Raw genomic sequence first — 25,061 nt, 5'->3', positions numbered from 1 at the left:
CCGCAGCAGCCGTCCCGATTGCTTTACCGATCCTTCGTGTACATCGAGCGGGAGTGCCGGCGGCAAGCGAGATGGGGGCACTTCCGTGTTCGATAACAATAAGTTCGAGAAAAAGCCGTTTAAGAAAAACCGCCTGTCTGAAGTGATCATCGCACTGGCGGCCACCGCGTTCACCGCCCAGCACGCAATCGCGCAGGAAAATCAGAACGCCGAGGATGCCGACGCGGCAACGCCTGTTACCATTGAAGAAGTGGTGGTGAGCGGAGTGCGCTATAACCTACAGAATGCGCAGGATATCAAGCGTGAGGCCGATACCTTCGTCGATTCCATCTCCTCCGATGATATGGGTTCGCTGCCGGACCGCAGCGTGCTGGAAGCGATACAGCGCATGCCCGGGGTTTCCATCGAACGCTTTGCCGGCGCTGACGACCCGGACCACTTTGGGGTGGAGGGTTCCGGTGCCGTTATCCGCGGCATGACCGCCACCCGTTCCGAGTTCAACGGCCGCGACTCTTTCACCGCCAACTCCGGCCGCGGCCTCTCGTTTCAGGATGTACCGCCGGAGCTGATGGGCGGGGTGGATGTTTACAAAAACCAGTCCGCGGACATGATTGAGGGCGGTATCGGCGGCACGGTGAGCCTGCGTACCCGCAAACCCTTCGACCTCGCGGAACAGACCATTTCCATCTCGGCGGATTATTCCCAGGGCGACCTTGATGAAGACGGTACCCCGAGCGTGTCGGCACTCTTCAGCGATCGCTGGATCACCAGCGCTGGCGAGTTTGGAGTGCTGTTCAATATTGCCCACTCGGAACTGACGGGCACCTCCCACGGTATCCAGTCCGATACCTATCTCAATTACGATGCCGAGGGTATCGCCGGGGCGGAAGGCTTCGACACGGTGTGGGTCCCCAATGCCTCGAACTTCTTCAAGAAAAACGACGAGCGCACCCGCAAGGGTTACGCGGCGGCGTTCCAGTGGGCGGATACTGACGAAACGATTCTGGCCACTGCGCAGTTTATGCGCTCGGACTCGCGCCTGTCCTGGACCGAGAATGCGGTGAAATACAGCGGGGATTCCTACGATGCCGCGCGCACGGTCGGTCCGCTGGCGGGTACTGAATTCTCTTTCGACGACAACGGCATATTTGAACAGGGCGCGATGGTTACCGAGGCCGGCTGGCGCGGCGGATACGCACCCGACGATGGCCAGTACGGCTCCAAGTTCCAGACCGACACCCGGGCCAAGGATACCCACACAGTAGTGGACGACTTTGCCGTCAATGTGCAGTTCACACCCAACGATAATTGGGAGTACAGCGTCGATTTCCAGTATATCCAGGCGGAAACTCGCGACGACGATCTGCAGATTGCCCTCGGCCAGTGGATGGCGCAAGCGTACGATGCCAGTGGTGAAACACCCACGCTAGCGGTGGATGATCCGAGTGTACCCTACGACGGCAACAGCGATCCCAATTGGTTCAAGAATCCACAGAATTACTGGTGGCGTTCTGCCATGGACCACTACGAGCGCTCCGAGGGAGAATCCTTCGCCACTCGCTTTGATGGCGCTTATCACTTCAGTGAAGAGCCTCTGGGTCTGTTGCGCGCGGCCAAGTTCGGCGCGCGCCTGGCGGAGCGGGACCAGACCGTGCGCCTGACCGCCTACAACTGGGGCACCATCGGCGCGGAGTGGGATACCCCTTATTACCTCACAGACCCGGAAGTGGCAGGTCAGCCCTACGAGTACGTAAGTTTTAGCGATTTCCACCGCGGCAGTGTCCTCTCGGTACCCGGCGGCGGCTTCCTGTTCCCGGATGCGGAATATGTGAAAGGGGTGGTGCAGGGGCATCGCGACCTGTTTATCTCTCCTGCTGGCGATCCGTGGGAACCCTACCCAAGTCGCGATGACATCGTCGCTGAGGGCATTTTCCAGGCGCCCGAGGTTTTCGATACCACCGAGACCAGCCGCGCCGCCTATCTGCGTCTGGATTTCGGCTCCGACGCCACCGCACTGCGTTTCTCGGGTAACGTCGGTCTGCGTTATGTAGAGATTGAGCGCGAGGCGCAGGGTTCGGTGCAGTATCCCGACTTGGTCGGCCTACCCTATCCTGATGGATCGCCGGTAGATCTGGGCGACTACGACGCGGTGGAAGAGTGGGCTGTCCAGGCAGTACTGGACGGTCGCTTCCCCACCGAAAAAGACGCCATGTCTTATGCACGGGATCCTAACAACTGGCTGACTCAGGAAGAAAAAGCATTCGGCAACGACGCTTTCACGTTGGAGGAGGGCTGGAGCGAGTACAGCACCGTGCTGCCGAGCTTCAACCTGAAACTGGAATTGCGCGACGACCTGCTGACGCGTTTCGCTGTTTCCAAGGCCATTTCCCTGCCGGACATGTCGGATGTGAAAAATCAGGCGGTGATCGGCAACCGTCAACTGGGTGTGGTACGTGAAAACGGTCCGGAGGAACCTCCAGTAGACGGGGAGGAGGCGGAAGACAACGGTACTAATATCGTATCCGTCGCACCGGTGGACTGGGTCGGCTCCGGTGGCAACCCATACCTGTGGCCAATGGAGTCTATTCAGTATGACGCTTCCCTGGAGTGGTACTTCGCGGATGTGGGTTCCTTCACCACCTCGCTGTTCTACAAGGATTTGAGCGATACCTTTATTACTGGTGCCTTCCCGCGAGACTTCGCCAACCCGGTCACCGGTCAGGTGCAGACCGTGGATTTTGAGTCCACTGTAAATGGAGGCGACGGCTTTATGCAGGGGGTGGAGCTCGCCTATCAGCAGTTCTACGACTTCCTGCCGGCGCCGTTTGACGGGCTCGGTTTGCAGTTGAACTACACCTGGATTGATTCTGGTCTCAGCAATAGCCGTGTTGGCAGTGGCGCCGAGCCTGCCACCGGCGAGGAAGAAGCCGACCGCTATCCGCTGCCGGACATCACTCTGCTGCCACTGCGCGGTGTATCGGAACATACCTACAACATTGTTGGCATGTACGAGAAGGGGCCCTGGTCTGCGCGTCTCGCTTATAACTGGCGCTCGAAGTACCTGCTCACTACCCGCGATACCATCAGTAAGTATCCGATCTTCAATGACGATGCCGGTTATATGGACGGTTCCGTGTTCTACAACTTCGACAATGGTGTGACCGTGGGTCTGCAGGTGTCCAACCTGCTCGACACCCAGACCGAGACCATTATGCAACTGGATGACGCGGGCTCTGAGGCCGGTCGCTCCTGGTTCATCCAGGACCGCCGCTTCGCCCTGATCGCGCGCGCGAATTTCTAACGCTTTCGCACGACGTTCTTGACAGACCTTGTTGTGCTTTCTCGTCGGCGCACTGTGCAAGCAGTGCGCCCTTTTTTTGTTTGAAACCGGTAAGCTCGACAGGTAAGTTTGGGCGTTTTTATGCGGTTAAGACAGGTTGCAAATGAACAATAACAACATCCGGAAGGTCGTCATTGTTGGCGGCGGCACCGCTGGCTGGATGGCGGCGGCAGCGCTGTCCAAAGTGATGAAAAACCGGTTCTGTCAGATTGAACTGGTGGAGTCGGAAAGTATCGGTACCGTCGGCGTGGGCGAGGCCACCATTCCGCAGATTCAGGTGTTCAACCAGATGCTGGGGCTCGACGAGGACGAGTTTCTGCGCAAAACTCGCGGCACCTTCAAGCTCGGTATCCAGTTTGAGGACTGGGGCCGGAAAGGCGACTCGTATATCCACGCCTTCGGCGAGGTTGGCCGGGATATGGAAGGCATCCCGTTTTACCACTATTGGCTGAAAGAGCACTTCCGTGGTGGGAGCGCAGACATCGGCGAATATACCCTCACCGCACTGGCGGCGCTGCAGGGGCGTTTTATGCGTTCCATTGATGCTGGCAACTCACCGCTTTCCAATATCACCTATGCCTTCCACTTTGATGCCGGCCTCTACGCACAGTTTCTGAGGGAATACGCTGAGCAGCGCGGTGTCATCCGCAGCGAGGGGACAGTTACAAATACGCATCTGCACCCTGACAGCGGATTTATCCACTCGATACAGCTCGCCGACGGACGCGCGATTGAAGGCGATTTGTTTATCGACTGTTCCGGGTTCCGTGGATTACTGATCGGTGAGGCACTTGGCGTAGGCTATGAAGACTGGCGTCACTGGCTGCCCTGCGACCGCGCCTGGGCGGTGCCCTGCGAGGGTGACGACAATCCCATCCCTTACACCCGCTCTACCGCCCACACCGCTGGCTGGCAGTGGCGCATCCCGCTACAACACCGAATTGGCAACGGCCACGTCTTCAGCAGCCGTTTTATGGAAGAGAGTGAGGCCAGGGAAATCCTGCTGCGCAATCTCGACGGCACGCCGCTGGCAGAACCGAAACTGTTGCGCTTCACCACCGGCAAGCGGAAGGAGTTCTGGCACAGGAACTGCGTGGCCCTCGGCCTCGCCAGCGGATTTATGGAACCGCTGGAATCCACCAGTATCCACCTGGTGCAGTCCGCCATTGCGCGCCTGCTGAGCCTGTTCCCCAACCGAAGTTTCGATCGAGTCGACATCGACGAATACAACCGTCAAACGCACTTCGAGATGGACCGCATCCGCGACTTCCTGATCCTTCACTACCGGGCCACAGAGCGCGACGACAGTGCCTTCTGGAACTATTGCCGCACCATGGAAATACCCGACACCCTCGCACAGAAGATCGATCAGTTCCGCGCAAATGGCCGCATTGTCCGCGCCAACAGTGAACTGTTCAATGAGCTGAGCTGGATGGAAGTCATGCTGGGGCAGGGCGTGATACCACGCGGTTACCATCCTCTCGTGGATGCCATGCCGGAGGACATGTTTGTCCGGCGGATGCGGGAAATCAAATCGGTCATCGAGCGCTCGGCGGAGGCGATGCCATCGCATAAAGAGTTTATTGCTCGCCACTGCGCCTAAATCTCCCGATTAGTTTGAATTTATCCGCACTATGACAATTTGTTGCAGGTAGCGGGGTGCCCGTTTGGGCGCTGTCCCGTCACGTTCTCAGTAGTAAACCGATAACAGGTAGAAAATGAGGACAGCGATGATGAGAAACATGTTGTGGAAAAAAGGCCTGAGTCTACTCGGCCTATCACTGGTGGCGGGGAGCGCTCTGGGGCACGGCTTGATTGTGGAGCCGCCAGCGCGCAACGCCCACTGCGGGCTGAATGAAAAGCCGGACCAGGCCACCACCCCCGCCTGTGTCGAAGCCGCCGAGAATGACGCTAATGGCATGTACCAGTTTATGAGCGTGCTCACCCACACCCAGGGGCACGCACAGGCAGACAGTACCAATGTGTGTGGTTTTGACAGCGAAACCTGGAACGGCGGCCCCAGCCCCTGGGACTACCAGCTCGACTGGCCTACCAGCCCCATGAGCGGTGGAACCCAGACGTTCAGCTGGAATATCAGCTGGGGCCCGCACTGGGACGACACCGAGGAATTCCGCTACTGGATCACCAAGCCGGACTTCAATTACCAGGTAGGCGGCACCCTGACCTGGGAGGACTTTGAAGACGAGGCGTTCTGCGTACTGGATTACGACGACGCCAACCCCACCGCCAACCCCAACGTGGTCGCGGAGAAAGCCAACAATCTCTTCCACACCACCTGTGAAGTGCCGGAGCGTGAAGGGCGGCACATCATTTACGGCGAGTGGGGGCGCAACTACTTTACCTGGGAGCGCTTCCACGGTTGTGTGGATGTGGCGTTCGAGGGCGGCGGCTCCGGCGGAGGTTCGTCGTCCAGTAGCAGCTCCTCCTCGAGCAGCAGTTCATCCTCAAGCAGCTCTTCCTCCTCGGGTGGCTCCTCTTCCAGCAGCTCCTCCAGCAGTGGCGGTTCCAGCTCCAGCTCCGGCGGCAGCACAGGCAACGGTGTGAACTGCGAATACGTGGTATCCAATGAGTGGAGCGACGGTTTCACTGCGGAAGTGCGCCTGACCAATACCGGCAGTGAATCAGTGAGCGGCTGGGAAGTGCAGTGGGGCTACTCCGACGGCACCGCGCTGAGCAACACCTGGAATGCCGTGGTCAATGGCATGGGGCCGTTTACTGCCACCAGCATGGGTTGGAACGACACCATCGGCGCCGGCCAGACCGTGAGCTTTGGCATGCAGGGCACCAAGGGTGGTGCCAGTGCCGAAGTGCCGGAGGTAACCGGGAATGTATGTGAATAAGCTCCGGAGTTAATCGATAGTAAACGCAAAAGCCAGCGGAACACCGCTGGCTTTTTGTAGACCATCAGTATAGTGGATCCAATTGGTCGTTACATTTATGACCGCACCCAGTGGGGCAAGACGTGCTATCGAGAGTGGTCTCTGCAGTTTGAGGCTATTGTAGGTGCGATTCCCGAATTCAGGACTGAGAAATACTGTAAGAGGTTTTCTGAAGTAATTGATTCGATGATATATCTCTTAATCCAATTGAGACACGCCTGGCCACGCGTAAGACGGTGGCCAAGTGTCGAGTAAACACGGTTACGCGAAAGACTGTGGAAATTGTTTCGGTTACCAGTCGTGCATGCCGCCGTCTTCTAGGCGGTTCACCGGCAGAAACGCGCGCTTGTACGGAAATTCCTTGGCCATATCTTCGTCGATATCCACACCCAGTCCGGGGCTGTTGCCCGGATGCAGGTAACCGTCGCTGAATGAGTATCCGTGGGGGAAGACCGCGTTGGTCTCGTCTGTGTGATGCATATATTCCTGGATGCCAAAATTCGGGATCGACAAACCAAAATGCAGTGCCGCCGCCATGGTCACCGGCGACAGATCGGTGGCGCCGTGACAACCGGTGCGGACGTTGTACAACGCGGCGAGGTTAGCGATGCGCCGCAAGTGAGTGATGCCGCCGGCGTGCACCACAGTCGCTCGAATATAGTCTATCAGCTGTTCTTCGATCAGCTGTTTGCAGTCCCAGATACTGTTGAACACTTCACCCACCGCCAGTGGTGTGGTGCTGTGTTGGCGAATCAGACGGAAATTGGCCTGATTCTCCGCAGGCACTGCATCTTCCAGCCAGAACAGGCGGTAGGGTTCCAGATCTTTTGCCAGCCGTGCCGCTTCGATGGGCGTCATGCGGTGGTGGGCGTCGTGCAGCAGGTGGATATCCCAACCCAGTTCTTCCCGCGCTGCGGCAAACAGTTGCGGCACGATGCGCAGGTATTTTTCCGTGGACCAGGTATTTTCGGTGGGCAGGTCGGCGTCGGCCGGCTCGTAACGGGCTTTGTCTTTGCTCACGCCGTAGGTAGAACTCAGCCCCGGAACCCCACACTGCAGACGCACTGCGCGGTAGCCCAGGGCGATGTATTTTTTCGCCTCGGAAAGCGTCTCCTCGATGCTTTCACCATTGGCGTGGGCGTACACCAGATTGCCCTCGCGGCAGGCGCCACCAAGCAGCTGGTACAGCGGCAGGCCGGCCACCTTGGCCTTGATATCCCACAGGGCCATATCCACCGCGGCAATCGCCGACATGGTCACCGGTCCGCGGCGCCAGTAGGCGCCCTTGTACAGGTACTGCCAGATATCCTCAATCTGGTGCGCGTCGCGCCCAATCAGGCAGGGGATAATGTGATCTTGCAGGTAACTCGCCACGGCCAGTTCGCGGCCGTTAAGGGTGGCGTCGCCAAGGCCGAAAGTGCCGTCTTCAGTTTCGATTTTCAGGGTGATGAAATTGCGCCCGGGGGAGGTGGTGATAACCCGGGCGGATTTGATTTTGAGCATGCCGTATTCCCTCAACTCCGATAATGCATGTTTTAGCCGGAAGTTATTTTAACTTGCCAATCAGAACGGAATTCTGTGTTATGGTTTCTTCTTGATAGCGCTACCATTCTAGCCCCCAGAGTCGAGCCAAGGAAAGTCCCCTGGCCACAGAACCTGTAACAGAAATAATAAAAGCCCCTGAGGTCACCATGTATAGCGATGCGTTTTTCATTCCCCGAGCCCTGTTGCTGTTTGCGGTATTCCTGGCTGCGGCCACCGGTGTCCATGCCGAAGACGGCTACGATCTCTGGCTGCGTTACCAGCCTTTGGAAGCCGAGGCCCGGGAAAAGTACCGGCCGCAGTTGCGGCAACTGGTGATTCCCGGAAGTGAGCAGTCGCCAACCCTTAAAGCCATTGAAGGTGAGCTGGTACGTGGGGTCGGCGGGCTGCTGAAGCGAGCGCCCGGGGTCAGTGCGGGTGTCAACGGTGACGGCTTTGTGCTGGTGGCGACACCGAAAGCCTCGCGCGATGTACGCGCTCAGAACTTCCCGGTACACAAGCTGGGAGAAGAGGGGTATCTGGTGCGCTCCACAACCATTCGCGGCCATAGAGGCACGGTGGTGGCCGCCAACTCCGAGCTCGGTTTGCTCTACGGTAGCTTCCATTTACTGCGGCTGCTGCAGACTCGTAGTGCCCTTGAGGGCGTGAGCATTGAAAGCCGCCCGCGAATCGGCCTGCGTCTATTGAACCATTGGGACAACCTCGACCGCAGCGTGGAGCGCGGTTACGCTGGCCAGTCTATCTGGGACTGGTGGAACCTGCCGGACGTTCTCGACCCGCGCTACACCGACTACGCTCGCGCCAACGCGGCCATCGGTATTAACGGCACGGTACTGAATAATGTAAACGCCAGCGCCGACAGCCTCACTCCGCGCTACCTGGCCAAAGCTGCGGCACTGGCGGACGTGTTCCGGCCCTATGGTATTCGCGTCTATCTGTCCGCCCGCTTCAGCGCGCCGGTGGAAATCGGTGGGCTCGATACCGCAGATCCGAAAGATCCGGACGTGCAGCGTTGGTGGGCCCACAAGGCGGATGAGATTTACCGGCTGATCCCGGATTTCGGTGGCTTTCTGGTGAAGGCTAACTCCGAGGGACAGCCGGGCCCGCAGGATTACGGACGCAGTCACGCCGAAGGCGCGAACCTGCTGGCGCGTGCGTTGAACCCCCACGGCGGCGTGGTGATGTGGCGCGCGTTCGTGTACCAGCAGGACAATCCTGAGGATCGCGCCAAACAGGCCTACAGCGACTTTGTGCCTTTGGATGGTCAGTTCGATGACAATGTCATCGTGCAGGTGAAAAACGGTCCCATCGACTTTCAGCCCCGCGAGCCCTTCCACCCTATGTTCGGCGCCATGCCGAAAACTCCCCTGATGATGGAATTCCAGATCACCAAGGAATACCTGGGCTTTGCCTCCCATCTCGCCTACCTCGGCCCCATGTACGAGGAGGTCCTGCGCGCGGATACGTTCGCCGAGGGGCCCGGGTCCACCGTGGCAAAAGTTATCGACGGCAGCCTGCATGGCCACCAACTCACGGGCATTGCGGGCGTGGCGAATATTGGTAGCGACCGCGACTGGACCGGCTCCACCTTCAATCAGGCGAACTGGTATGTCTTCGGGCGTATGGCGTGGAACCCGCAAACAGGGGCAGAAGAAGTGGCGCGGGACTGGCTGAAAATCACCTTCTCGAACAACCCGGTTGTTCTCACTACCGGCCAGGACATGTTGCGAGACTCACGCCAGGCGGTAGTGGATTACATGACGCCGCTGGGGCTTGCGCACCTGATGGCCACCGGCCACCACTATGGCCCGGGGCCCTGGGTGTCGGACCTGGCGCGCCCGGAGTGGAACCCGGCCTACTATCACCGCGCCGACAAAAATGGCATCGGTTTTGATCGCACCAGTGAGGGCAGCAACGCGGTGGCCCAGTACGCCGACCCGGTGGCGAAGCGCTTCGCCAGCCGCAGTGATGTGGGCGACGACCTGCTGCTATGGTTCCATCACCTGCCGTGGGACTATCCAATGACATCCGGGCGCGACCTGTGGGAAGAGCTGGTGCACCGCTACGATACCGGTGTGGCAGAGGTCCGGGAAATGCGCGCGCAGTGGCAATCACTTGAACCGCTGATCGATGCAGAACGCTTCGACAAGACCGCCCGCTTGCTGAGGGTGCAGGAGCGCGAAGCGCAGTGGTGGCGGGACGCGTCCATTGCCTATTTCCAGTCGGTTTCCCAGCGACCACTTCCGGAAGGCGTAGCGCCGCCCGCGCATAGCCTTGAGCATTACCAAGCCGTGAAGTACCCCTGGGCGCCGGGTCATTGAGAGAGCGGAGGGGAGGGTTTTTAAAGTTGACTCTCCTCCCTTTCGTAATCTACTTGTCTATTTGTGGAGTGCGGTTTCCGTATTCGACTCATTAATTCTTGCCGCAATTTTTACGTTGGCGGGGGGGACTATCCCTGCGGGTCAATCGTCTTCTCTGTAGGTGGGAGAGAAATCGCTTGACTCAATAAGGCAAGAGGCGTAACTATATTATGGTAGCGGTACCATAAAGATTATAAATTCAGCAAAAATAAATTCAGCAAAAACCAATAAGAGCCGCAAAGTCCTCCTCGAAGTGGTTCAGTCGAGCAGTGTCGGCCGCGGCATAATGCGAAGAGGGAAAACCAAAATGTTCGAACGCAAAAAACTTTCGGGTGCTGTGGTTGCGGCCATCACCTCGATGGCCTGTGCTTCTGTACTGGCCCAGGATGCCACTCTGGAAGAGGTGGTCGTTACCGGTATCCGTGCTTCCATGGATCGTGCCATGGACATCAAACGCGATGCTTCGGGTGTGGTGGACGCTATCTCTGCCGAAGATATCGGCAAGTTCCCGAGTTCCAACCTCGCTGAGTCCTTGCAGCGCATTCCCGGCGTTGCCATCGATCGGCAGAACGGCGAAGGCTCGAAAATCACTGTCCGCGGCTTCGGTCCTGGCTATAACCTGGTTACGCTGAATGGCCGTACCCTGCCGACTGCGACAGTCGGAATCATGGGGCAGCGCGATAACTACACCGGTGCGCAAGGCCGCAGCTTCGGTTTCGAGAACTTGACTGCCGAAGGTATTTCGGGGCTGGAGGTCTATAAGACTGGTAACGCCTTGGTACCTTCCGGTGGCCTTGGTGCGACCGTCAATATCAATACGCTTCGTCCGCTGGAGTCAGATAATTCGGCAAGCATGTCGTTCAAAACCAATCACGATACCAGTGTTGGTTCGGACGGCGATAGTGTCACTCCCGAACTGTCTGGTTTATTCAACTGGTCTAATGAAGACTCCACTTTCGGTATCGGCGTTTTTGGCTCCTACTCAGAGCGCGATTCAGGGGCGGTAATGGGGCAGGCCAACGACTGGGTGGTTAGTCGGCAGTCTGGCGACTTTTTGTCGGATACGAGTAAGGTCCGTGCCGACGGTGATCCCTCCAACTATCAGAACGTTCCTGTCGACGGTGAACTGTTCGCGATTCCTCAGGATAGCCGCTACGACTACAGCGAGCTAACCCGGGAACGTTTTAATGGTCAACTCGTCGCGCAATACACGCCCACGGACTCTCTGAGATTTACAGCGGATTACACCTTTGCCAGCAATGAACAGGCGGAGATGCGCTTTGAGCAGACTAACTGGTTTGCGACGCCTTTTGATCAGTTGATTTTCGACGGCTCCGGCCCTGTCAACAATGCGTTGTTCATGCAGGAGAACAACGACGGTACCAAGGATATTGGTTTCGAGCAGACCAATCGCGCCACCAAAGAATCACTTGATTCATTTGGGTTGAATATGGAATGGGACCTGGCTGAAAACCAGACTCTGCGGGTTGATGGGCACTCCTCAACAGGTGAGGCAAGGCCGAATAACCCCCTGGGCCACACGTCAACCTTCGTGGACTTTGCCGCGCCTGTGATTCTGCAGCACTCTCTGGACTGGCGCAGCGGCTTCCCTGTGCAGGACTATACTATTGACGATTCCGCCAAGGGTAACGGCAACGGCGTTCTCGATGTAGGCGACCTGGCAACCCAGGTTCAGCGTAGTTCTACGCAGCAACAGGACATGGACGTCAAAGAGTTGGATGTGCGCTACACGTTTGACTGGGAATCCAGCCAACTCGATCTGGGTGTGAATTATCGCGATACCGAAGTTTTTGTGGCGACGGCCAGCACCCAGCAGGATATCGGCACATGGGGTATGGCCGAATTGCGTAACGTGGAAGAGCTGGCTCCCGGCCTGGTGGAGGCCTACTGCCTTGAGTGCCAGTTTGGTGACTATTCCTCGGGGCGCGGGGATGTCTCTTTCCGAGCGGATGCGGCAGCTCTGTTCCCGATTTTCCAGGAGCACTTCCTGAATCATGAAGACCCCGCTTTGCGCACAGATGTCACTGTGAGTGGTAGCCAGAATACCGTTCAAGAAGACATCATGGCGTATTACGCCAACTATAAATTTGAAACCGAGTTGTTTGATATTCCCGTGCAGCTGAATGCTGGTCTGCGCTATGAGGAGACCGAGGTGGAATCGTTCTCCCTGCAAACGGTTCCTACTGGTGTGAGTTGGACTGCGGATAACGATTTCGTCATCAATTACGGGTCAGAGGAGCAGAATGTTGAAGGTTTGGGTAAATACCATCATTTACTGCCAAACCTCGACCTTAAGTTTGACTTGACCGAGAATCTTGTCGGTCGCGTCTCCTACAGCGAGACCATTGGTCGTGTGCCTTACAGCAACCTCTTCTCCTCGACGACAGTTCAGGCCCCGAACAACCCGACCGCTCTTGGTGGTCAGACAGGTGGTAATCTAGAGGACCCAAGTCTGCTGCCGCTGGAGTCCAAGAACTTCGACATCTCTGCCGAGTGGTACTTTGCGGATTCCAGTTACGTCTCTGTCGGTTACTTCGACAAGACGGTGGATAATTTCCTGGGAACAGGTGTATTCAAGCGCTCCTTGTTTGACCTGCGGGACCCATCCTCTGGCGCGGCTGGAACTCGCTCTGGCGACGCGCTTGCGGTCATTGATGAACTGGGTATCGACCAATCTCCTGCGAACCTGTTCACCATGGTGGCGCTTATCGATGCCAATAACGGTAACGTGGCCGCGGCACAGTCGGAGTTTGAGTCGAAACTAGAGGGCGGCCAGTTGCCCCAGTCGTATGTCGACCAGATTCTCGGTGCCTATGATGTGAACACTGACTCCAGCGACCCGCTGATGGAGTTCGAGGTCACCCAGCCGATCAATGAACGAGAGGGTAATATCGACGGTTGGGAATTCGCTGCGCAGCATTTCTTTGGTGACACCGGCTTCGGTCTCGCCGGCAGTTATACCATGGTCAATGGTGACGTGGAGGCAGATCCGGCCCAGGACCCGAGCGAGAACCAGTTTGCTCTGACAGGACTGGGGGATACCTTCAATGTGACAGCGATTTACGAGAACTTTGGCTGGTCTGCCCGCCTCGCCTACAACTGGCGTGACGAGTTCTTGAACGCCACTAACCAGGGTGGCAGCAGAAGCCCACAGTTCACAGATGAATATGGCCAGTATGACCTGAGTGTCTCTTACGACATCAATGACAATCTCCAGGTGCAATTCGAGGGCATTAACCTGACCGGTGAAGATCAGTTACAGTATCGCCGGGAAAAGAAAATGGTTATCTGGGCTTACGAGCTGGAGCCGCGTTATGCTCTGGGTGTTCGTTACAAGTGGTAAGTCACTGCTGACCTGAGCGGGCAAGAAGGGCCGCCATTTGGCGGCCCTTCTTGCTTTTTAGTGGCTAATTATCCAATCGCTTAAGGGTATCGACGTCAGGGTATACTGCCTTTACCTTTACCTTTACCTTTGTAGTAGTAACTTACGCTTCAGCGGATAATCTTATGACGAACGCGGTTTTACTGGACAACGTGACTCACAAGGACCTAAGAGTTAAAGTCGGCCACTCGGCTGAGTTTGGCGATAACGTCAATATGGTGTTGGTTTTCCCCACCGAGTTTACCTTCGTGCAGCGGGAATATCCCATCCTGTTTCGCAAGGATTCAACGGAAGGTTTCCAGGCCGTTGCGCTATTGGGATTTGACAAGGGTGAGAACCTGTTTCTGGGCGATGCCGATTGGAATGCCCGCTATGTGCCCGCAGTCCAGCAGCGAGGCCCATTCCTTATCGGTATTCACCAACAAGCGGGGGGGGCAGAGGAGATGATCCATGTTGATCTCGACCACCCCCGGATCAGTCAAGCTGAAGGGGAGCCTGTGTTTCTGAAGCACGGTGGCAATTCCCCATATCTCCAACACGTAAATCGCATGCTCCAACTCATTCTCGATGGTGCGGAGATTGCGAAGCCCATGTTTAAAACTTTTGAGGAGATGGGGCTTATTGAATCGGTGGAGCTTAATGTCAGACTGGATGAGCAGGTGGAATATAATCTGCCGGATTTTTTCACCGTCAACACAGAACGGCTGAGTGCGCTCGATGGCACATCGTTGGAGCGACTGAACCGGGCTGGATATCTGAAGCTGGCCTGGATGGTTGCCGAGTCACTTGGAAATATTGACGGGCTGGTCCAACTTAAGAATCGCAAACGCAAAGCCCTGCAAATCTGAACATGGCACTGATCGCACGTAAGACCCGGATAATTGAGGGCGTTGAGCCGCATAATATTCCCTTTGAGGAGCTGGTGGCAGAGGGAAAGCCAGCGGTTATCAAAGGGGTGGCTAGTGATTGGCCGTTGGCCTGTGTGGACTCGCCGCAGCAGGCGGCAAGTTACCTGAAGTCCTATTATCGGGGGCGGCGGGTCACTGCTTTTACTGCGCGACCAGAGTTGCGGGGGCGTTTCGGTTACACAGACGACGCTACGCAGCTTGACTTCGATTCAGATCAGGGAGATTTGGGGGAGTATCTGGATCGGATACTGGCTCATATTGACGACCCGGCCGCACCGTCATTCTACATAGGTTCGACAGATGTGGATTTGTTCCTGCCGGGGTTTCGGGCAGAGAACGATCTGATGCTTGATCACGATATGTTTACCGCCAACCCTCCTATGGTAAGCGTCTGGATTGGAAACCGCACAACGGCGCTGGCGCATCACGATCTGTCACACAATATGGCCTGTTGCCTTATCGGAAGACGGCGCTTCACGCTCTTTCCACCAGAGCAGGTGGCGAATCTCTACCCGGGCCCTCTAGAGCCAACACCGGGGGGGCAGGTAGTCACCATGGCGAATATCTCTGCCCCGGATTTTGAGCGTTTCCCAGGGTTACGTGAAGCCTTGGATGCAGGGGAGGTGGCCGAGCTGGAGCCCGGTGATGTACTCTATTTCCCGGCAATGTGGTGGCACCAGGTCGATGCACTGAATACCTTCAACGTCATGGTTAATTACTGGTGGAACCTGGTTCCAGATTTCATGGACACACCACAGAATACTCTGCTGCACGCGCTGCTCAGCCTTCGCGACCGCCCTGAAGCCGAAAAGAGAGCTTGGCGCGCCATGTTCGACTATTACGTGTTTGGACCGGCGGAGCGGGCTGGCGAACACCTGCCCGAAACCGCGCGTGGCAATCTCGCGCCGCTGGATGAGTTCAAGGCCCGACGCCTGCGAGCGCTATTGCTCCGGCGTCTTAATCGATGATGGTTCCCCATATGCACGATCATTCTGTCAAACGTGTTGTTATTGCTGGAGGGGGGACTGCTGGCTGGACGGTGGCATCGCTTCTCGCGCGACAACTTGGTTCCTTACTCGACATTACGTTGGTGGAGTCTGACGCGATTGGTACCGTTGGGGTAGGTGAAGCAACTATACCTACTTTCCGCTCATTCCATGCGCTGCTCGGCATTGACGAGCGCGAGTTTATGCGCGCGACCCAGTCTACCTTCAAGCTCGGAATTTCATTCGAAAACTGGGACCGGATCGGGGATCGTTACATTCACCCGTTTGGGGATGTTGGCAAGTCGACCTGGATGGCAGAATTTCACCATATGTGGTTGATGGCGAAGGCCAAGGGGTTCGGTGGGGATCTGGGGCGCTGTTGTTTCGAGCACGAAGTGGCCATCGCTGGCAAGTTCGCGGTGTCGGAGTCGTCGAAGCTCAATTATGCCTATCACTTGGATGCGGGGCTTTACGCTCGGTTCCTGCGCCAGAAGTTTGAGCCGCAGGGTGTCAAGCGCATTGAAGGCAGAATCACGGGGGCCGAACAGGACTCAGAGAGTGGGTATGTTACGGCACTGGTGATGGAAAATGGTGACCGGGTGAGCGGTGATCTGTTTATCGATTGTACAGGCTTTCGTGGCTTGCTGATCGAGGAGACGCTTGCCGCCGGTTACGAGGATTGGCGGCACTGGCTGCCGACGGATAGTGCGCTGGCGGTACAGACGGAGTTGTCTCAAGTTCCACCTTACACGCAGGCCATGGCGCGCAGTGCTGGCTGGCAGTGGCGTATCCCGCTACAGCACCGGGCAGGTAATGGTCTGGTCTTTTGTAGCGCGTACCAGGATAAAACGGAGGCCCAGGACGAACTGCTAGGCCACCTGGAAGGAGCGCCGCTTACGGATCCGCGCCTCATCCGGTATACGACGGGACGGCGACGTAAGTGTTGGGATAAGAATGTCGTGGCTATCGGTCTTTCCAGCGGTTTTCTCGAGCCGCTGGAAAGCACCAGTATCCACCTTATCCAGATTGCTGCTGTGCGCCTCATCCAGCTGTTTCCATTTGGTGGTAATTTCAAAGCGCTAGCCAGGCGCTATAACCGACAGATGCATGATGACTTCGAGCAGATCCGCGATTTCATCATCCTTCACTACAAACTTACCCACCGAGACGATACGCCTTTCTGGCGTGCCTGCCGTGACATGGATATCCCAGATACGCTCGCCGAGCGCATCGAGTTGTTCAGCGATAGTGGTTACATCAGGCCTGCGAGCGAGGAGCTGTTCCAAACTGCGTCGTGGCTGTTCGTGATGACGGGGCAGGGGCTGATGCCGCGAAACCACCACTACATGGGTGCTTTACTAGGCGACGAGCGTCTACGGAAAGCGCTTGAGTCCCTTCAGCAAAATATTGTGAATGCCGTGAATAGCATGCCTTCGCATGACGATTTTCTGCATAAGTATTGCCCGTCTGATATTCCGCCCTCTTGATTGAGGCGGCTTCTAAAAGCTAGTGGCGCCAAATGGTGATACCGTTTTTGGAGTGAAAGCCACCGGCTTCCGCGCGCTGTTGATGGAGCAGATCCTGAATTGCGGCTTTGAGGGCTGGAACCCTTGGTTGTCCACGGATCGCGCCTGCGCGGCGCAGTCGACACAGGTGGGGCCCGCACGGCCCATTATCGGTGTCATCATCCACAGGCTCGGATGGGCGGTGCGGAGCTCTGGATGGATTTCTGCGGCAGTTGCGCGACTCCATCCAGTCTGCAGTGGTGCAGATGCCGGCACACCGGGATTTTGTTGCACAGTATTGTGCTGCGAACACACAGCCGCCTGAGGCCAGCCTCGTGTGACGGTTGCCAGCAAGCGACTTTGATTGGAAGATAGGCGCTCTGATTGAATGCTGCTGGAAGTGAGTGCCGTGAAACCAAAACAGAGCCGCCGCCAGGGCAGTGGCCCCACCATTGCCGACGTGGCCCGAGAGGCGGGCGTCTCGCCGATGACCGTCTCCCGGGTGATCAACGGCGAGGACAGTGTGCGCGCGCGCACCCGCGAGACCGTGAATGCGGCGATCAAGTTCCTGGGCTATACCCCTAACAGTGCCGCGCGCAGTCTTGCCGGCGGCGCCCAGATCAAGATCGGCCTGCTGCACAGCCACCTCAACGCTTCCTACCTCAGTGCCTTTCTGATCGGTGCCCTGGAACAGTCCAGTCGCTACAACATTCAGTTGGTGGTTGAGCATTGCGATGTGGAGTTGAATGCGGAAGCGGTGGTGGCGCGGATGTTGAGCGGTGGTGTTGAGGCCATGCTCCTGCCGCCGCCTCTATCGGATCTACCGGCGGTTTTGGAGGTGCTGGAGTCCAGTGAAACGCCGACGGTATTGATCGCCGCTGAGCAGCCGCGCAACAACATCTCGGTGGTGAAGATCGACGATTACCAGGCCGCCTACGAGATGACCCGGCATATTGCCTCTCTCGGCCACCGGCGTATCGGTTACATTACCGGTGACCGCGGCCAGCAGGTGAGCCAGCGCCGTTTGAAAGGCTACCGCCAGGCCCTGAAAGACTCCGGCCTGTGTCCCGTGGACGAGCTGGTACAGGAAGGGATTTTCACCTACCGCTCAGGGCTGACCGGTGCGGAAAAACTACTGGATCTGAAACAGCCGCCCACGGCTGTCTTTGCCAGTAACGACGAAATGGCCGCGGCCACCATCTCCGTGGCCCAGCGCCAGGGCCTGGATGTGCCCAGGGATCTGACCGTTTGTGGATTCGACGATACCGCACTCGCCACTACAATCTGGCCGGAGCTGACGACGATTCATCAGCCGGTTGTGGATATGTCGCGGGCGGCGGTGGATCTGCTGGTGAAAAAGGTCCGCGCGCAGCGGGCCGGCGAGGCCGAGCAGGGCCAGCAGGTACAACTGGACTTCACCCTCATCCGCCGTCGTTCTGACGCGCCCCCTCGGTAACTCCTCTTCTCTTATTCCGGTTCAGTGGCGGTGCCGCTGCCGGGTGGGCCCTTGTAAGACACGAGCTAGGCGCCCCCCCTTAACCCATCCATGGGGGCTCGGCTGCGGCCGTCCTGGCCGCAGACGGTCTTACAAGGGCCCACCCGGCATCGGCACCTTCGCTTCGGCTATTGGGCGGTGTTCCGGATTTTGAATAAAAAAAAGCCGGCAGGGGGAGCCGGCTTAGTAAGGATACGATGAGAGCTATTGATCACAACGATTCAAGGGAGACTGATTCTTTAGAGAGGCTCCTGTCGCAGAAGTTCCCGCTTCGGCATAAATTTTTTCGATTGGCGCCGTTCTTTTCAATCCCATCCGACAATGGTAGCTTTGCTTTTCTACTGAAGTGTTGACAAGGTTCCGCTTTTTAGCGGAAGAACGACACAAAATGCACAAATTTCACTCCTGAATCCACATAATAAGCGATGCGCGGGTAAACCCCGGGGAAGTATCCGCATCCAATAACAAAACCACGGGGAACAACAATGGCCGACCTGGTAATACTGGCGGCGCCGGGGATGGGGGCTGTGGACGAGCGCTTTGCCGAACCCCTGTTCCGCAGCCTTGCCGCAGCGCTGGGAGACGACTGGTCCCGCGTCTACACCGACACCATTCTCTGCCAGAGCCACCTGCAGCCCAATATCGAGCGCCTGTTCGAAGCCACGCAGAAACGTGACATGGACTACCTGCGCGCGCGCAAGTTCATGCTCTATGGGCTCTCCGAAGCCGCCTCCCAGCTGGGTGATATCCAGAGCCGCGGCGGCAACTACGAAAAGACCCAACAGGCCGTCTACCAGACCTTCGAGCGCGCCGCCAAAGAAGCTGGCGACACCACCCCGGTAATCCTCCTCAGCCACTCCGTTGGCTGCACCATCCTCTCCAACTACCTCTGGGACGCTCAGCGCTCCACCATCAACCACGGTATCTGGCGCGACGGTGGCCCCAAAGGCGTGCACAAAGGCTCCGCCAAAGACCTCTTCCTGCGCGGCAAAGCCCTGTCCCACTGGTACACCCTCGGCGCCTGCGCCCCCCTGTGGCACGGCGCCATGCCCCGCGAGCAGATCCAGGCTGTCACCTCCGACACCCGCGGCTACAACTTCCGCTGGAAAAACTTCTACCACCCCGACGACCTCTTCGGCTGGCCCCTCAAGCCCCTCAGCCCCTCCTACAATCAGGCCGTCTACCGCGACTTCGAGACCCGCCCGCTATCAGACTGGAGCGCCACCAGCTGGGGCCCACAACTGGTGGCCCACGACGGTTACTGGCAGAGCGAGATGGTGCAGCAGAACCTGCTGCAGGACATCCGCGAGATGCTGAAAAAGAACCGCGGCCACCGTCCCAGCCCCATGCAGCGGGCGACTGCTGCTGCGATATAGCCCAAAGCTGGCTACAGGGTGACTCCAAAAGCCCAACGCGAAGGTGCCGCTACCGGGTGAACCCTTATGAAACCTTCAAAAACATGGATGTTTTTGCAGAGCCCCCAGGGATGGGTTCACGGCGTGTTTCATAAGGGTTCACCCGGTAGTGGCACCGCCACTAAGCGTACCAAAGACCACCCGCGGGTTTAGAGGATGGAGCCCCGCCAGTTATACTCCCCAGCGAAGATTCAAAAGGTGGTTTTATGGCTCTGCAATTTCACTCGGTCCCCGTCACACCCTTCCAGCAAAACTGCACCCTGCTGTGGTGTGACGACAGCCTGCGCGCAGCCGTAGTCGATCCCGGTGGCGACATCGAAAAAATCCTCGCCGCCGTCGAAGAGCGCGGCCTCAAGCTCGAGAAAATCCTTCTCACCCACGGCCACCTCGACCACGTCGGCGGCACCGCCCCCATCGCCCGGCAACTCGGCATCCCCGTAGAAGGCCCCCACAAAGACGACCAGTTCTGGATCGAACAGATCAGCGTCCAGGCCCAGATGTTCGGCTTCCCCCCGGTGGAAACCTTCACGCCCGACCGCTGGCTCACCGACGGCGAAACCGTCACCGTCGCCGACGAAGTGCTCGAAGTCGTCCACTGCCCCGGCCACACCCCTGGCCACGTCATCTTCTTTCACCGTGCCAGCAATCTCGCCCTCGTCGGCGACGTCCTGTTTGCCGGCTCCATCGGCCGCACCGACTTCCCCAAAAGTAACCATCAGGACCTGATCGACTCCATTACCAAGAAACTCTGGCCCCTTGGGGATGCGGTAAAATTTGTACCCGGCCACGGCCCCATGTCCACCTTCGGGCAGGAGCGTCAGACCAACCCATTTGTGGCGGACAAGCGTTTTGGTTGATTCAGCGTGGATTCACTCGGGCCTGGGCTAAATGGTGGAACTGAATTCGACGGTGGCAGCAAGGCACCGGGTACGGGTTTTCAGGACCGCGGTGAACCCATCCCTGGGCGCTGCGGCGCAAACATCCTGTTTGCGACGCTCCTGAAAACCCGTACCCGGCACCTTGTCTTCTCATCACACTTGTTACTCCGTCTCACAGGCCGGCTATGAAACCCTGGAAATTACTCACACTCATCTCAATCCCAGCAGTACTGGTTTTCGCCAACGGCTGCGCAGTGATCTCCGAAGACGAGTGTCAGGCCGGCCTCTGGTACGAGCGCGGGATCGAAGACGGCGCTCGCGGGCGCAGTCAGGCGACTGTGTATGAAATCGCGCAGAAGTGTCACGAATACGGCGTGCGCGTGGATACCAGTGACTGGATGCGGGGCCACGAAGAAGGGGTAGAGCAGTACTGCACCCCGGAGAATGGATTTATTCAGGGCCGTAACGGGCGCGACTACGAAGGCGTCTGCACGGGTCCTACTGCGGACCTTTTCATGTCCCACTATCAACAGGGACTCGTGGTTTACCAGGCCGAGCAGCAATACCTGGCGCTGGAGAACCGATACGAAAAAGTCGAGCGGGAATACTACAGTGTCAGCGCCCAGCTGGATGAAGATGTCAGCAAAAAAGAGGCCCGCGCCCTGCGCCGCCACCTGCGCAGTCTGCGCCGGGAGATGCGCGGGCTGGAACATCAGATGATGCGCTTTGGCGGATTTGGTGCTTTCAATCCGGGGCTGTTTTACTGATATTCAGCACGGAACCATTTATTTAAAGGTAGACAAGCATGGCAATCTGGCACGGCGATATCACTCTCGAACAGGTCCAGCAGAGCATGGGCAACTGTATGCCCACTTTCCTCGGTATGCAGATTACCGAACTCGGGGACGACTACCTCGTCGGCACCATGCCGGTGGAAGACCGCACCCGACAGCCCTTCGGCATCCTGCACGGTGGTGCCAGCGTGGCCCTGGCGGAGACCCTGGGCTCCGTGGCCGCCAACTGTGTGGTGGATAACAGCAAGTTCTACTGCGTCGGTCAGGAGATCAACGCCAATCACCTGCGTCCGGTGGCGGAGGGGGTTGTGACGGCCAAAGCGACCGCGGTACACATTGGCCGCAGTAGCCAAGTGTGGGAAATCCGCATCAGCGATCCGAAGGGCAAGCTCAACTGTATTTCCCGTATCACCATGGCTGTGGTGCCGGTGCCCGCCAGTTAACTCTCCGACAATTCTCCTGCCCTGTGACTGCCGAAACCTTTCTGTTCGAAGACGTACCTTACAGCCTGCACCGCTCGCCGCGGCGCAGGCGATTGGGCCTGGTGGTAAAAGACAGCGGGGTGGAGGTGCGTATTCCCCAGCGGTGCGCCGCCCGCCACGGGCATCAGTTCCTGCAGGATAATATCCAGTGGGTGCGGCAACAGTTGAGCCGCTCACAGCAGCGTCGCGCGGAAGTGCCCGACCACCACTTTGCCTTCGGGGCACATTTTCCCTGGCTCGGTGGCACGTTTGAGCTGGACCGTGCGGCCAGTGCGGCGGACGCAGGGATACGCGATGGCTATATCCAGTTGTATTCCCGTATCCGGGCGCCTTCGGAGGTGCAGATCCAGACGGCGTTGCAGCGGCTGTATCAGCGTGAGGCGCTGGCGTTGTTGACGGCAAAGTCACAGCATTTTGCCGGGCAGTTGGGGTTGGCATTCTCGGCAGTCAAAGTGCGCCGGACGAAGAGCAAGTGGGGCCACTGTACGATCCGCGGCGAGCTGCAGTACAACTGGCTGGTGTGCCTGGCGCCGGAGCCGGTGGTGGATTATCTGGTGATCCACGAGGTGTGCCACCTGCAGCACCACAATCACAGCCGGGCTTTCTGGGCTCTGGTAGAGAGTCTGTGTCCCGACTACCGCCGGTTGCGACGCTGGCTGAAGGACAACGGACACCGGTTGCATCTCTGACTGTTTTGTTCGGTCGTCTTAGGGCGCTCTGTAGCACAATCGGGGCGCCAGGGCGCCGGGTGAGGGTTTTCGAAACCGCTGTGAACCCATCCATGGGCGCTGCGGCGCAAACATCCTGTTTGCGACGCTTTCGAAAACCCTCCCCCGCCACCCGGGCTTCGCATTGAACTTCTGTGCTTCGTGATTCCCAAATACTTCTGTGGCCAAAATAGAAGACGGAGTGGCGGGGATAAGTTTTTGGAAGCGTCGGCGACAGGGACGTCGCCGACGCAGCGTACAGGGATGTATTCACAGCGGTTCCAAAAACTTATCCCCGGTGCTCCGGCGCCCGGAGCTGACCAATAGCGGACCACTGAATCCCAAAACCACCACCAAGCGCAAGTTTCTACTTATCCCCGGCAAACTGGCGTAAACTGCCGGGATCACATTACAGGCAGGTCGGTATGGAACTGGAACCACTCGGAGACGATTTTGAGGAAAACTGCGCCCGGTTTTTGCCGGAAGCGGTAGAGCAGGGCTGTGTTTGGGCGCTGGAGGGCGAGGAAGGGTTCGCGCTGTGTGAATCAGAGCGCCGTGCGGATACCGAGGTCATGCCATTCTGGTCCCAGCGGGAATTTGCCGAGCAGCAGGTGGATGGCGACTGGGCCGACTATCAGGTTGTACCCATCGACCTTGAAGAATTTATCGACGACTGGCTTACCGGCATGCACGATGACGTATTACTCGTCGGCATCAACTGGAACGAAGAACTTGAAGGGGAAGAAATAGAGCCCCTCGACCTGCTGGAACAACTTGAGCAGGCATTGCAGTAAACCGGATAACGAAACTGCACAAACGACATACAAGAATAAACCGGTGACAACTATTCAGTGCGTCACTACAGCACAGGAAACAAATCTCCAGCGGGAGGTCTGAACGTGAGTCAATTTCTGGGATTGCGCACCGTCATCTACGGCGTCAGCGATATTGCCGAAGCCAAGGCGTGGTATACCGTATTGCTGGAGCAGGAGCCCTATTTTGACAGCGAGTGCTACGTGGGATTCAACGTCGGTGGCTTTGAGCTGGGGCTGAATCCCGATGCGCGCAATATCACCAGCCGCGCCGACGGTGTGGTGGCCTACTGGGGGGTGACCGACATCGCCGCCCAGGTCGATCGCCTCAACGGGCTCGGCGCGCGTCAGCACAGTGAAGTGGTCGACGTGGGGGAGGGCATTCTGATGGCCAGTTTCCTCGATCCCTTCGGCAATGTATTTGGACTGATAGAGAATCCGCATTTTGCGTTGGCGGAAGGTGGCAGCAGTGCGCCGCCGCAGAGCAATCCACTGGAGTCGTAACCCGTGAGCAAGCCCCCGGCCTCCCGTTTTCGTCCCTCCGATCAGACTTTTGCCGCCGAGAGCCTGGCGCAGATCGGCCGCGGTTATGTAGTGCCGGACCGGGTCGCGCTGATCACCGGTTGCTCCAGTGGTATCGGTCGCGAACTGGCCCTGGCCCTGCACCGCCGCGGCACCATCGTCATCGCCACCGCGCGCCGTGCCGAGAGCCTGCAGGAACTGGCAGACCTCGGGATTGCCACCGAAGCGCTGGACGTCAATGCCCATGCGGACATCAACCGCGTGGTCCACGCCATCAAAACTGCGTACGGTCGGCTGGATATTCTGGTCAACAACGCGGGCTACGGACAGATGGGGCCACTGCTGGAGCTGGATAGCCGCGCGCTGGAGGCCCAGTTCCGCACCAACGTATTTGCCCCCATGGCCCTGGCCCGGGCCTGCGCGCCGTTGCTCAAATCCCGAGGGCGCGGGCTGATCTGTAATATCGGCTCCGTATCCGGGGTATTGCCCACACCGTTCTCCGGCGCTTACTGCGCCTCCAAAGCAGCCCTGCACAGCCTCTCCGACGTACTGCGCCTGGAACTGAAACCCTTCGGGATTCGCGTGATTACCGTTCAGCCCGGCGCGATTGCCTCGGAGTTCGGACGCCACGCAGAATCCTCCCTGCGCGGCCTGTTGCCCGCAGACTCCTGGTACAAGCGCAGTGAAGATGCGGTGCATGCCCGCGCGCTGGAATCCCAGCAGAATGCCACCCTGGCACGGGATGTGGCGCGGCGTCTGGCGTCAGAGTTGTTGCGCAAGCGCCCGCGCTCGCTGCTGCGTATCGGCAACAAGAGCCGGCTGCTGCCGTGGGTCGCGCGCTGGTTACCGCGCTGGATGCGGGACCGCCTGCTGTCGCGCCGGTTTGGTCTGAAGCGGTTGCAGCTGTCAAACCAGTAGCCTTTGCCGCTGCATCTAATTTCATTCACTTTGTTCGTGTTCATCCACTATGTTTGTGTTCATCCACTATGTTTGTGGTTGGCCCTGTAGATTT

19 protein-coding genes are annotated in these 25,061 nt (G+C 58.0%); 18 read left to right on the top strand and 1 reads right to left on the bottom strand.

The annotated features are described in order from the left end of the window. Positions 1–85 precede the first annotated feature (85 nt). The 3 genes from LPW13_RS12585 (at position 86) to LPW13_RS12575 (ending at position 6,201) form a co-directional block, all read left to right on the top strand. Positions 86–3,301, top strand: coding sequence for a TonB-dependent receptor (locus LPW13_RS12585; protein WP_230435862.1), 3,216 nt, complete (start codon positions 86–88; stop codon positions 3,299–3,301). Between the two features lie 142 nt (positions 3,302–3,443). Beyond that, the gene (locus LPW13_RS12580) at positions 3,444–4,943 is read left to right on the top strand and encodes a tryptophan halogenase family protein (protein ID WP_230435860.1); all 1,500 of its coding nucleotides are present in this window, start codon (positions 3,444–3,446) and stop codon (positions 4,941–4,943) included. Between the two features lie 127 nt (positions 4,944–5,070). Beyond that, a complete protein-coding gene (locus LPW13_RS12575; protein ID WP_230435859.1) occupies positions 5,071–6,201 on the top strand; it encodes a lytic polysaccharide monooxygenase in 1,131 nt (376 codons plus the stop codon). 330 nt (positions 6,202–6,531) lie between these two features. Here the strand turns inward: LPW13_RS12575 and manD are convergent, their stop codons facing one another. Further along, the gene (gene manD / locus LPW13_RS12570; protein ID WP_230435857.1) at positions 6,532–7,743 is read right to left on the bottom strand and encodes a D-mannonate dehydratase ManD; all 1,212 of its coding nucleotides are present in this window, start codon (positions 7,741–7,743) and stop codon (positions 6,532–6,534) included. A gap of 188 nt (positions 7,744–7,931) precedes the next feature. Between manD and LPW13_RS12565 the strand changes: the two genes are divergently transcribed. From LPW13_RS12565 to LPW13_RS12500, 15 genes are all read left to right on the top strand, one after another. Next, positions 7,932–10,103 (top strand): alpha-glucuronidase family glycosyl hydrolase, encoded by a 2,172-nt coding sequence (locus LPW13_RS12565; protein ID WP_230435855.1) that lies wholly within the window; start codon positions 7,932–7,934, stop codon positions 10,101–10,103. Positions 10,104–10,449: 346 nt separating this feature from the next. After that, positions 10,450–13,506: a TonB-dependent receptor gene (locus LPW13_RS12560; protein ID WP_230435854.1), complete on the top strand. Its 3,057-nt coding sequence runs from the start codon at positions 10,450–10,452 to the stop codon at positions 13,504–13,506. A 164-nt stretch (positions 13,507–13,670) separates the two neighbouring features. Continuing rightward, entirely contained in the window at positions 13,671–14,393 is a 723-nt protein-coding gene (locus LPW13_RS12555; RefSeq protein WP_230435852.1) for a SapC family protein, read from the top strand. Positions 14,394–14,395: 2 nt separating this feature from the next. Then, complete coding sequence (locus LPW13_RS12550) at positions 14,396–15,421, top strand: cupin-like domain-containing protein (protein WP_230435851.1); 1,026 nt, start codon at positions 14,396–14,398, stop codon at positions 15,419–15,421. Between the two features lie 11 nt (positions 15,422–15,432). Continuing rightward, on the top strand, positions 15,433–16,926 hold the full coding sequence (locus tag LPW13_RS12545) for a tryptophan halogenase family protein (RefSeq protein WP_230435850.1): 1,494 nt from the start codon (positions 15,433–15,435) through the stop codon (positions 16,924–16,926). Between the two features lie 22 nt (positions 16,927–16,948). Further along, positions 16,949–17,269, top strand: a complete 321-nt coding sequence (locus LPW13_RS18270) for a tryptophan 7-halogenase (RefSeq protein WP_377564393.1) — start codon at positions 16,949–16,951, stop codon at positions 17,267–17,269. Between the two features lie 84 nt (positions 17,270–17,353). Beyond that, positions 17,354–18,400, top strand: coding sequence for a LacI family DNA-binding transcriptional regulator (locus LPW13_RS12540; protein WP_230435849.1), 1,047 nt, complete (start codon positions 17,354–17,356; stop codon positions 18,398–18,400). Positions 18,401–18,924: 524 nt separating this feature from the next. Beyond that, positions 18,925–19,815, top strand: coding sequence for a hypothetical protein (locus LPW13_RS12535; RefSeq protein ID WP_230435848.1), 891 nt, complete (start codon positions 18,925–18,927; stop codon positions 19,813–19,815). 245 nt (positions 19,816–20,060) lie between these two features. Continuing rightward, positions 20,061–20,711: an MBL fold metallo-hydrolase gene (locus LPW13_RS12530; protein ID WP_277611298.1), complete on the top strand. Its 651-nt coding sequence runs from the start codon at positions 20,061–20,063 to the stop codon at positions 20,709–20,711. A 206-nt stretch (positions 20,712–20,917) separates the two neighbouring features. Further along, positions 20,918–21,499 carry a DUF2799 domain-containing protein gene (locus LPW13_RS12525; protein WP_230435847.1) on the top strand — a complete coding sequence of 194 codons (582 nt, stop codon included), beginning with the start codon at positions 20,918–20,920 and terminating at the stop codon, positions 21,497–21,499. A gap of 38 nt (positions 21,500–21,537) precedes the next feature. After that, positions 21,538–21,969, top strand: a complete 432-nt coding sequence (locus LPW13_RS12520) for a hotdog fold thioesterase (protein ID WP_230435846.1) — start codon at positions 21,538–21,540, stop codon at positions 21,967–21,969. A gap of 23 nt (positions 21,970–21,992) precedes the next feature. Next, positions 21,993–22,697, top strand: a complete 705-nt coding sequence (locus tag LPW13_RS12515; RefSeq protein ID WP_230435845.1) for a M48 family metallopeptidase — start codon at positions 21,993–21,995, stop codon at positions 22,695–22,697. A 443-nt stretch (positions 22,698–23,140) separates the two neighbouring features. Beyond that, positions 23,141–23,509, top strand: coding sequence for a DUF2750 domain-containing protein (locus LPW13_RS12510; protein ID WP_230435844.1), 369 nt, complete (start codon positions 23,141–23,143; stop codon positions 23,507–23,509). A 105-nt stretch (positions 23,510–23,614) separates the two neighbouring features. Further along, positions 23,615–24,031: a VOC family protein gene (locus LPW13_RS12505; RefSeq protein WP_230435843.1), complete on the top strand. Its 417-nt coding sequence runs from the start codon at positions 23,615–23,617 to the stop codon at positions 24,029–24,031. Positions 24,032–24,034: 3 nt separating this feature from the next. After that, a complete protein-coding gene (locus LPW13_RS12500; RefSeq protein ID WP_230435842.1) occupies positions 24,035–24,967 on the top strand; it encodes an SDR family oxidoreductase in 933 nt (310 codons plus the stop codon). Positions 24,968–25,061 lie beyond the last annotated feature (94 nt).

Source organism: Microbulbifer celer (genome assembly GCF_020991125.1).
Taxonomy (GTDB): domain Bacteria; phylum Pseudomonadota; class Gammaproteobacteria; order Pseudomonadales; family Cellvibrionaceae; genus Microbulbifer; species Microbulbifer celer.
This window is presented reverse-complemented; position numbering and strand designations above follow the sequence as displayed.

What these genes read in the sequence shown, in the direction of transcription:
- LPW13_RS12575 (WP_230435859.1), top strand. Translation starts at nt 5,071, where the DNA reads ATGATGAGAAACATGTTGTGGAAAAAAGGCCTGAGTCTACTCGGCCTA.
- LPW13_RS12545 (WP_230435850.1), top strand. Translation starts at nt 15,433, where the DNA reads ATGCACGATCATTCTGTCAAACGTGTTGTTATTGCTGGAGGGGGGACT.
- LPW13_RS12560 (WP_230435854.1), top strand. Translation starts at nt 10,450, where the DNA reads ATGTTCGAACGCAAAAAACTTTCGGGTGCTGTGGTTGCGGCCATCACC.
- LPW13_RS12550 (WP_230435851.1), top strand. Translation starts at nt 14,396, where the DNA reads ATGGCACTGATCGCACGTAAGACCCGGATAATTGAGGGCGTTGAGCCG.
- LPW13_RS12565 (WP_230435855.1), top strand. Translation starts at nt 7,932, where the DNA reads ATGTATAGCGATGCGTTTTTCATTCCCCGAGCCCTGTTGCTGTTTGCG.
- LPW13_RS12510 (WP_230435844.1), top strand. Translation starts at nt 23,141, where the DNA reads ATGGAACTGGAACCACTCGGAGACGATTTTGAGGAAAACTGCGCCCGG.
- LPW13_RS12530 (WP_277611298.1), top strand. Translation starts at nt 20,061, where the DNA reads ATGGCTCTGCAATTTCACTCGGTCCCCGTCACACCCTTCCAGCAAAAC.
- LPW13_RS12555 (WP_230435852.1), top strand. Translation starts at nt 13,671, where the DNA reads ATGACGAACGCGGTTTTACTGGACAACGTGACTCACAAGGACCTAAGA.
- LPW13_RS12535 (WP_230435848.1), top strand. Translation starts at nt 18,925, where the DNA reads ATGGCCGACCTGGTAATACTGGCGGCGCCGGGGATGGGGGCTGTGGAC.
- LPW13_RS12580 (WP_230435860.1), top strand. Translation starts at nt 3,444, where the DNA reads ATGAACAATAACAACATCCGGAAGGTCGTCATTGTTGGCGGCGGCACC.
- LPW13_RS12520 (WP_230435846.1), top strand. Translation starts at nt 21,538, where the DNA reads ATGGCAATCTGGCACGGCGATATCACTCTCGAACAGGTCCAGCAGAGC.
- manD (WP_230435857.1), bottom strand. Translation starts at nt 7,743, where the DNA reads ATGCTCAAAATCAAATCCGCCCGGGTTATCACCACCTCCCCCGGGCGC.
- LPW13_RS12525 (WP_230435847.1), top strand. Translation starts at nt 20,918, where the DNA reads ATGAAACCCTGGAAATTACTCACACTCATCTCAATCCCAGCAGTACTG.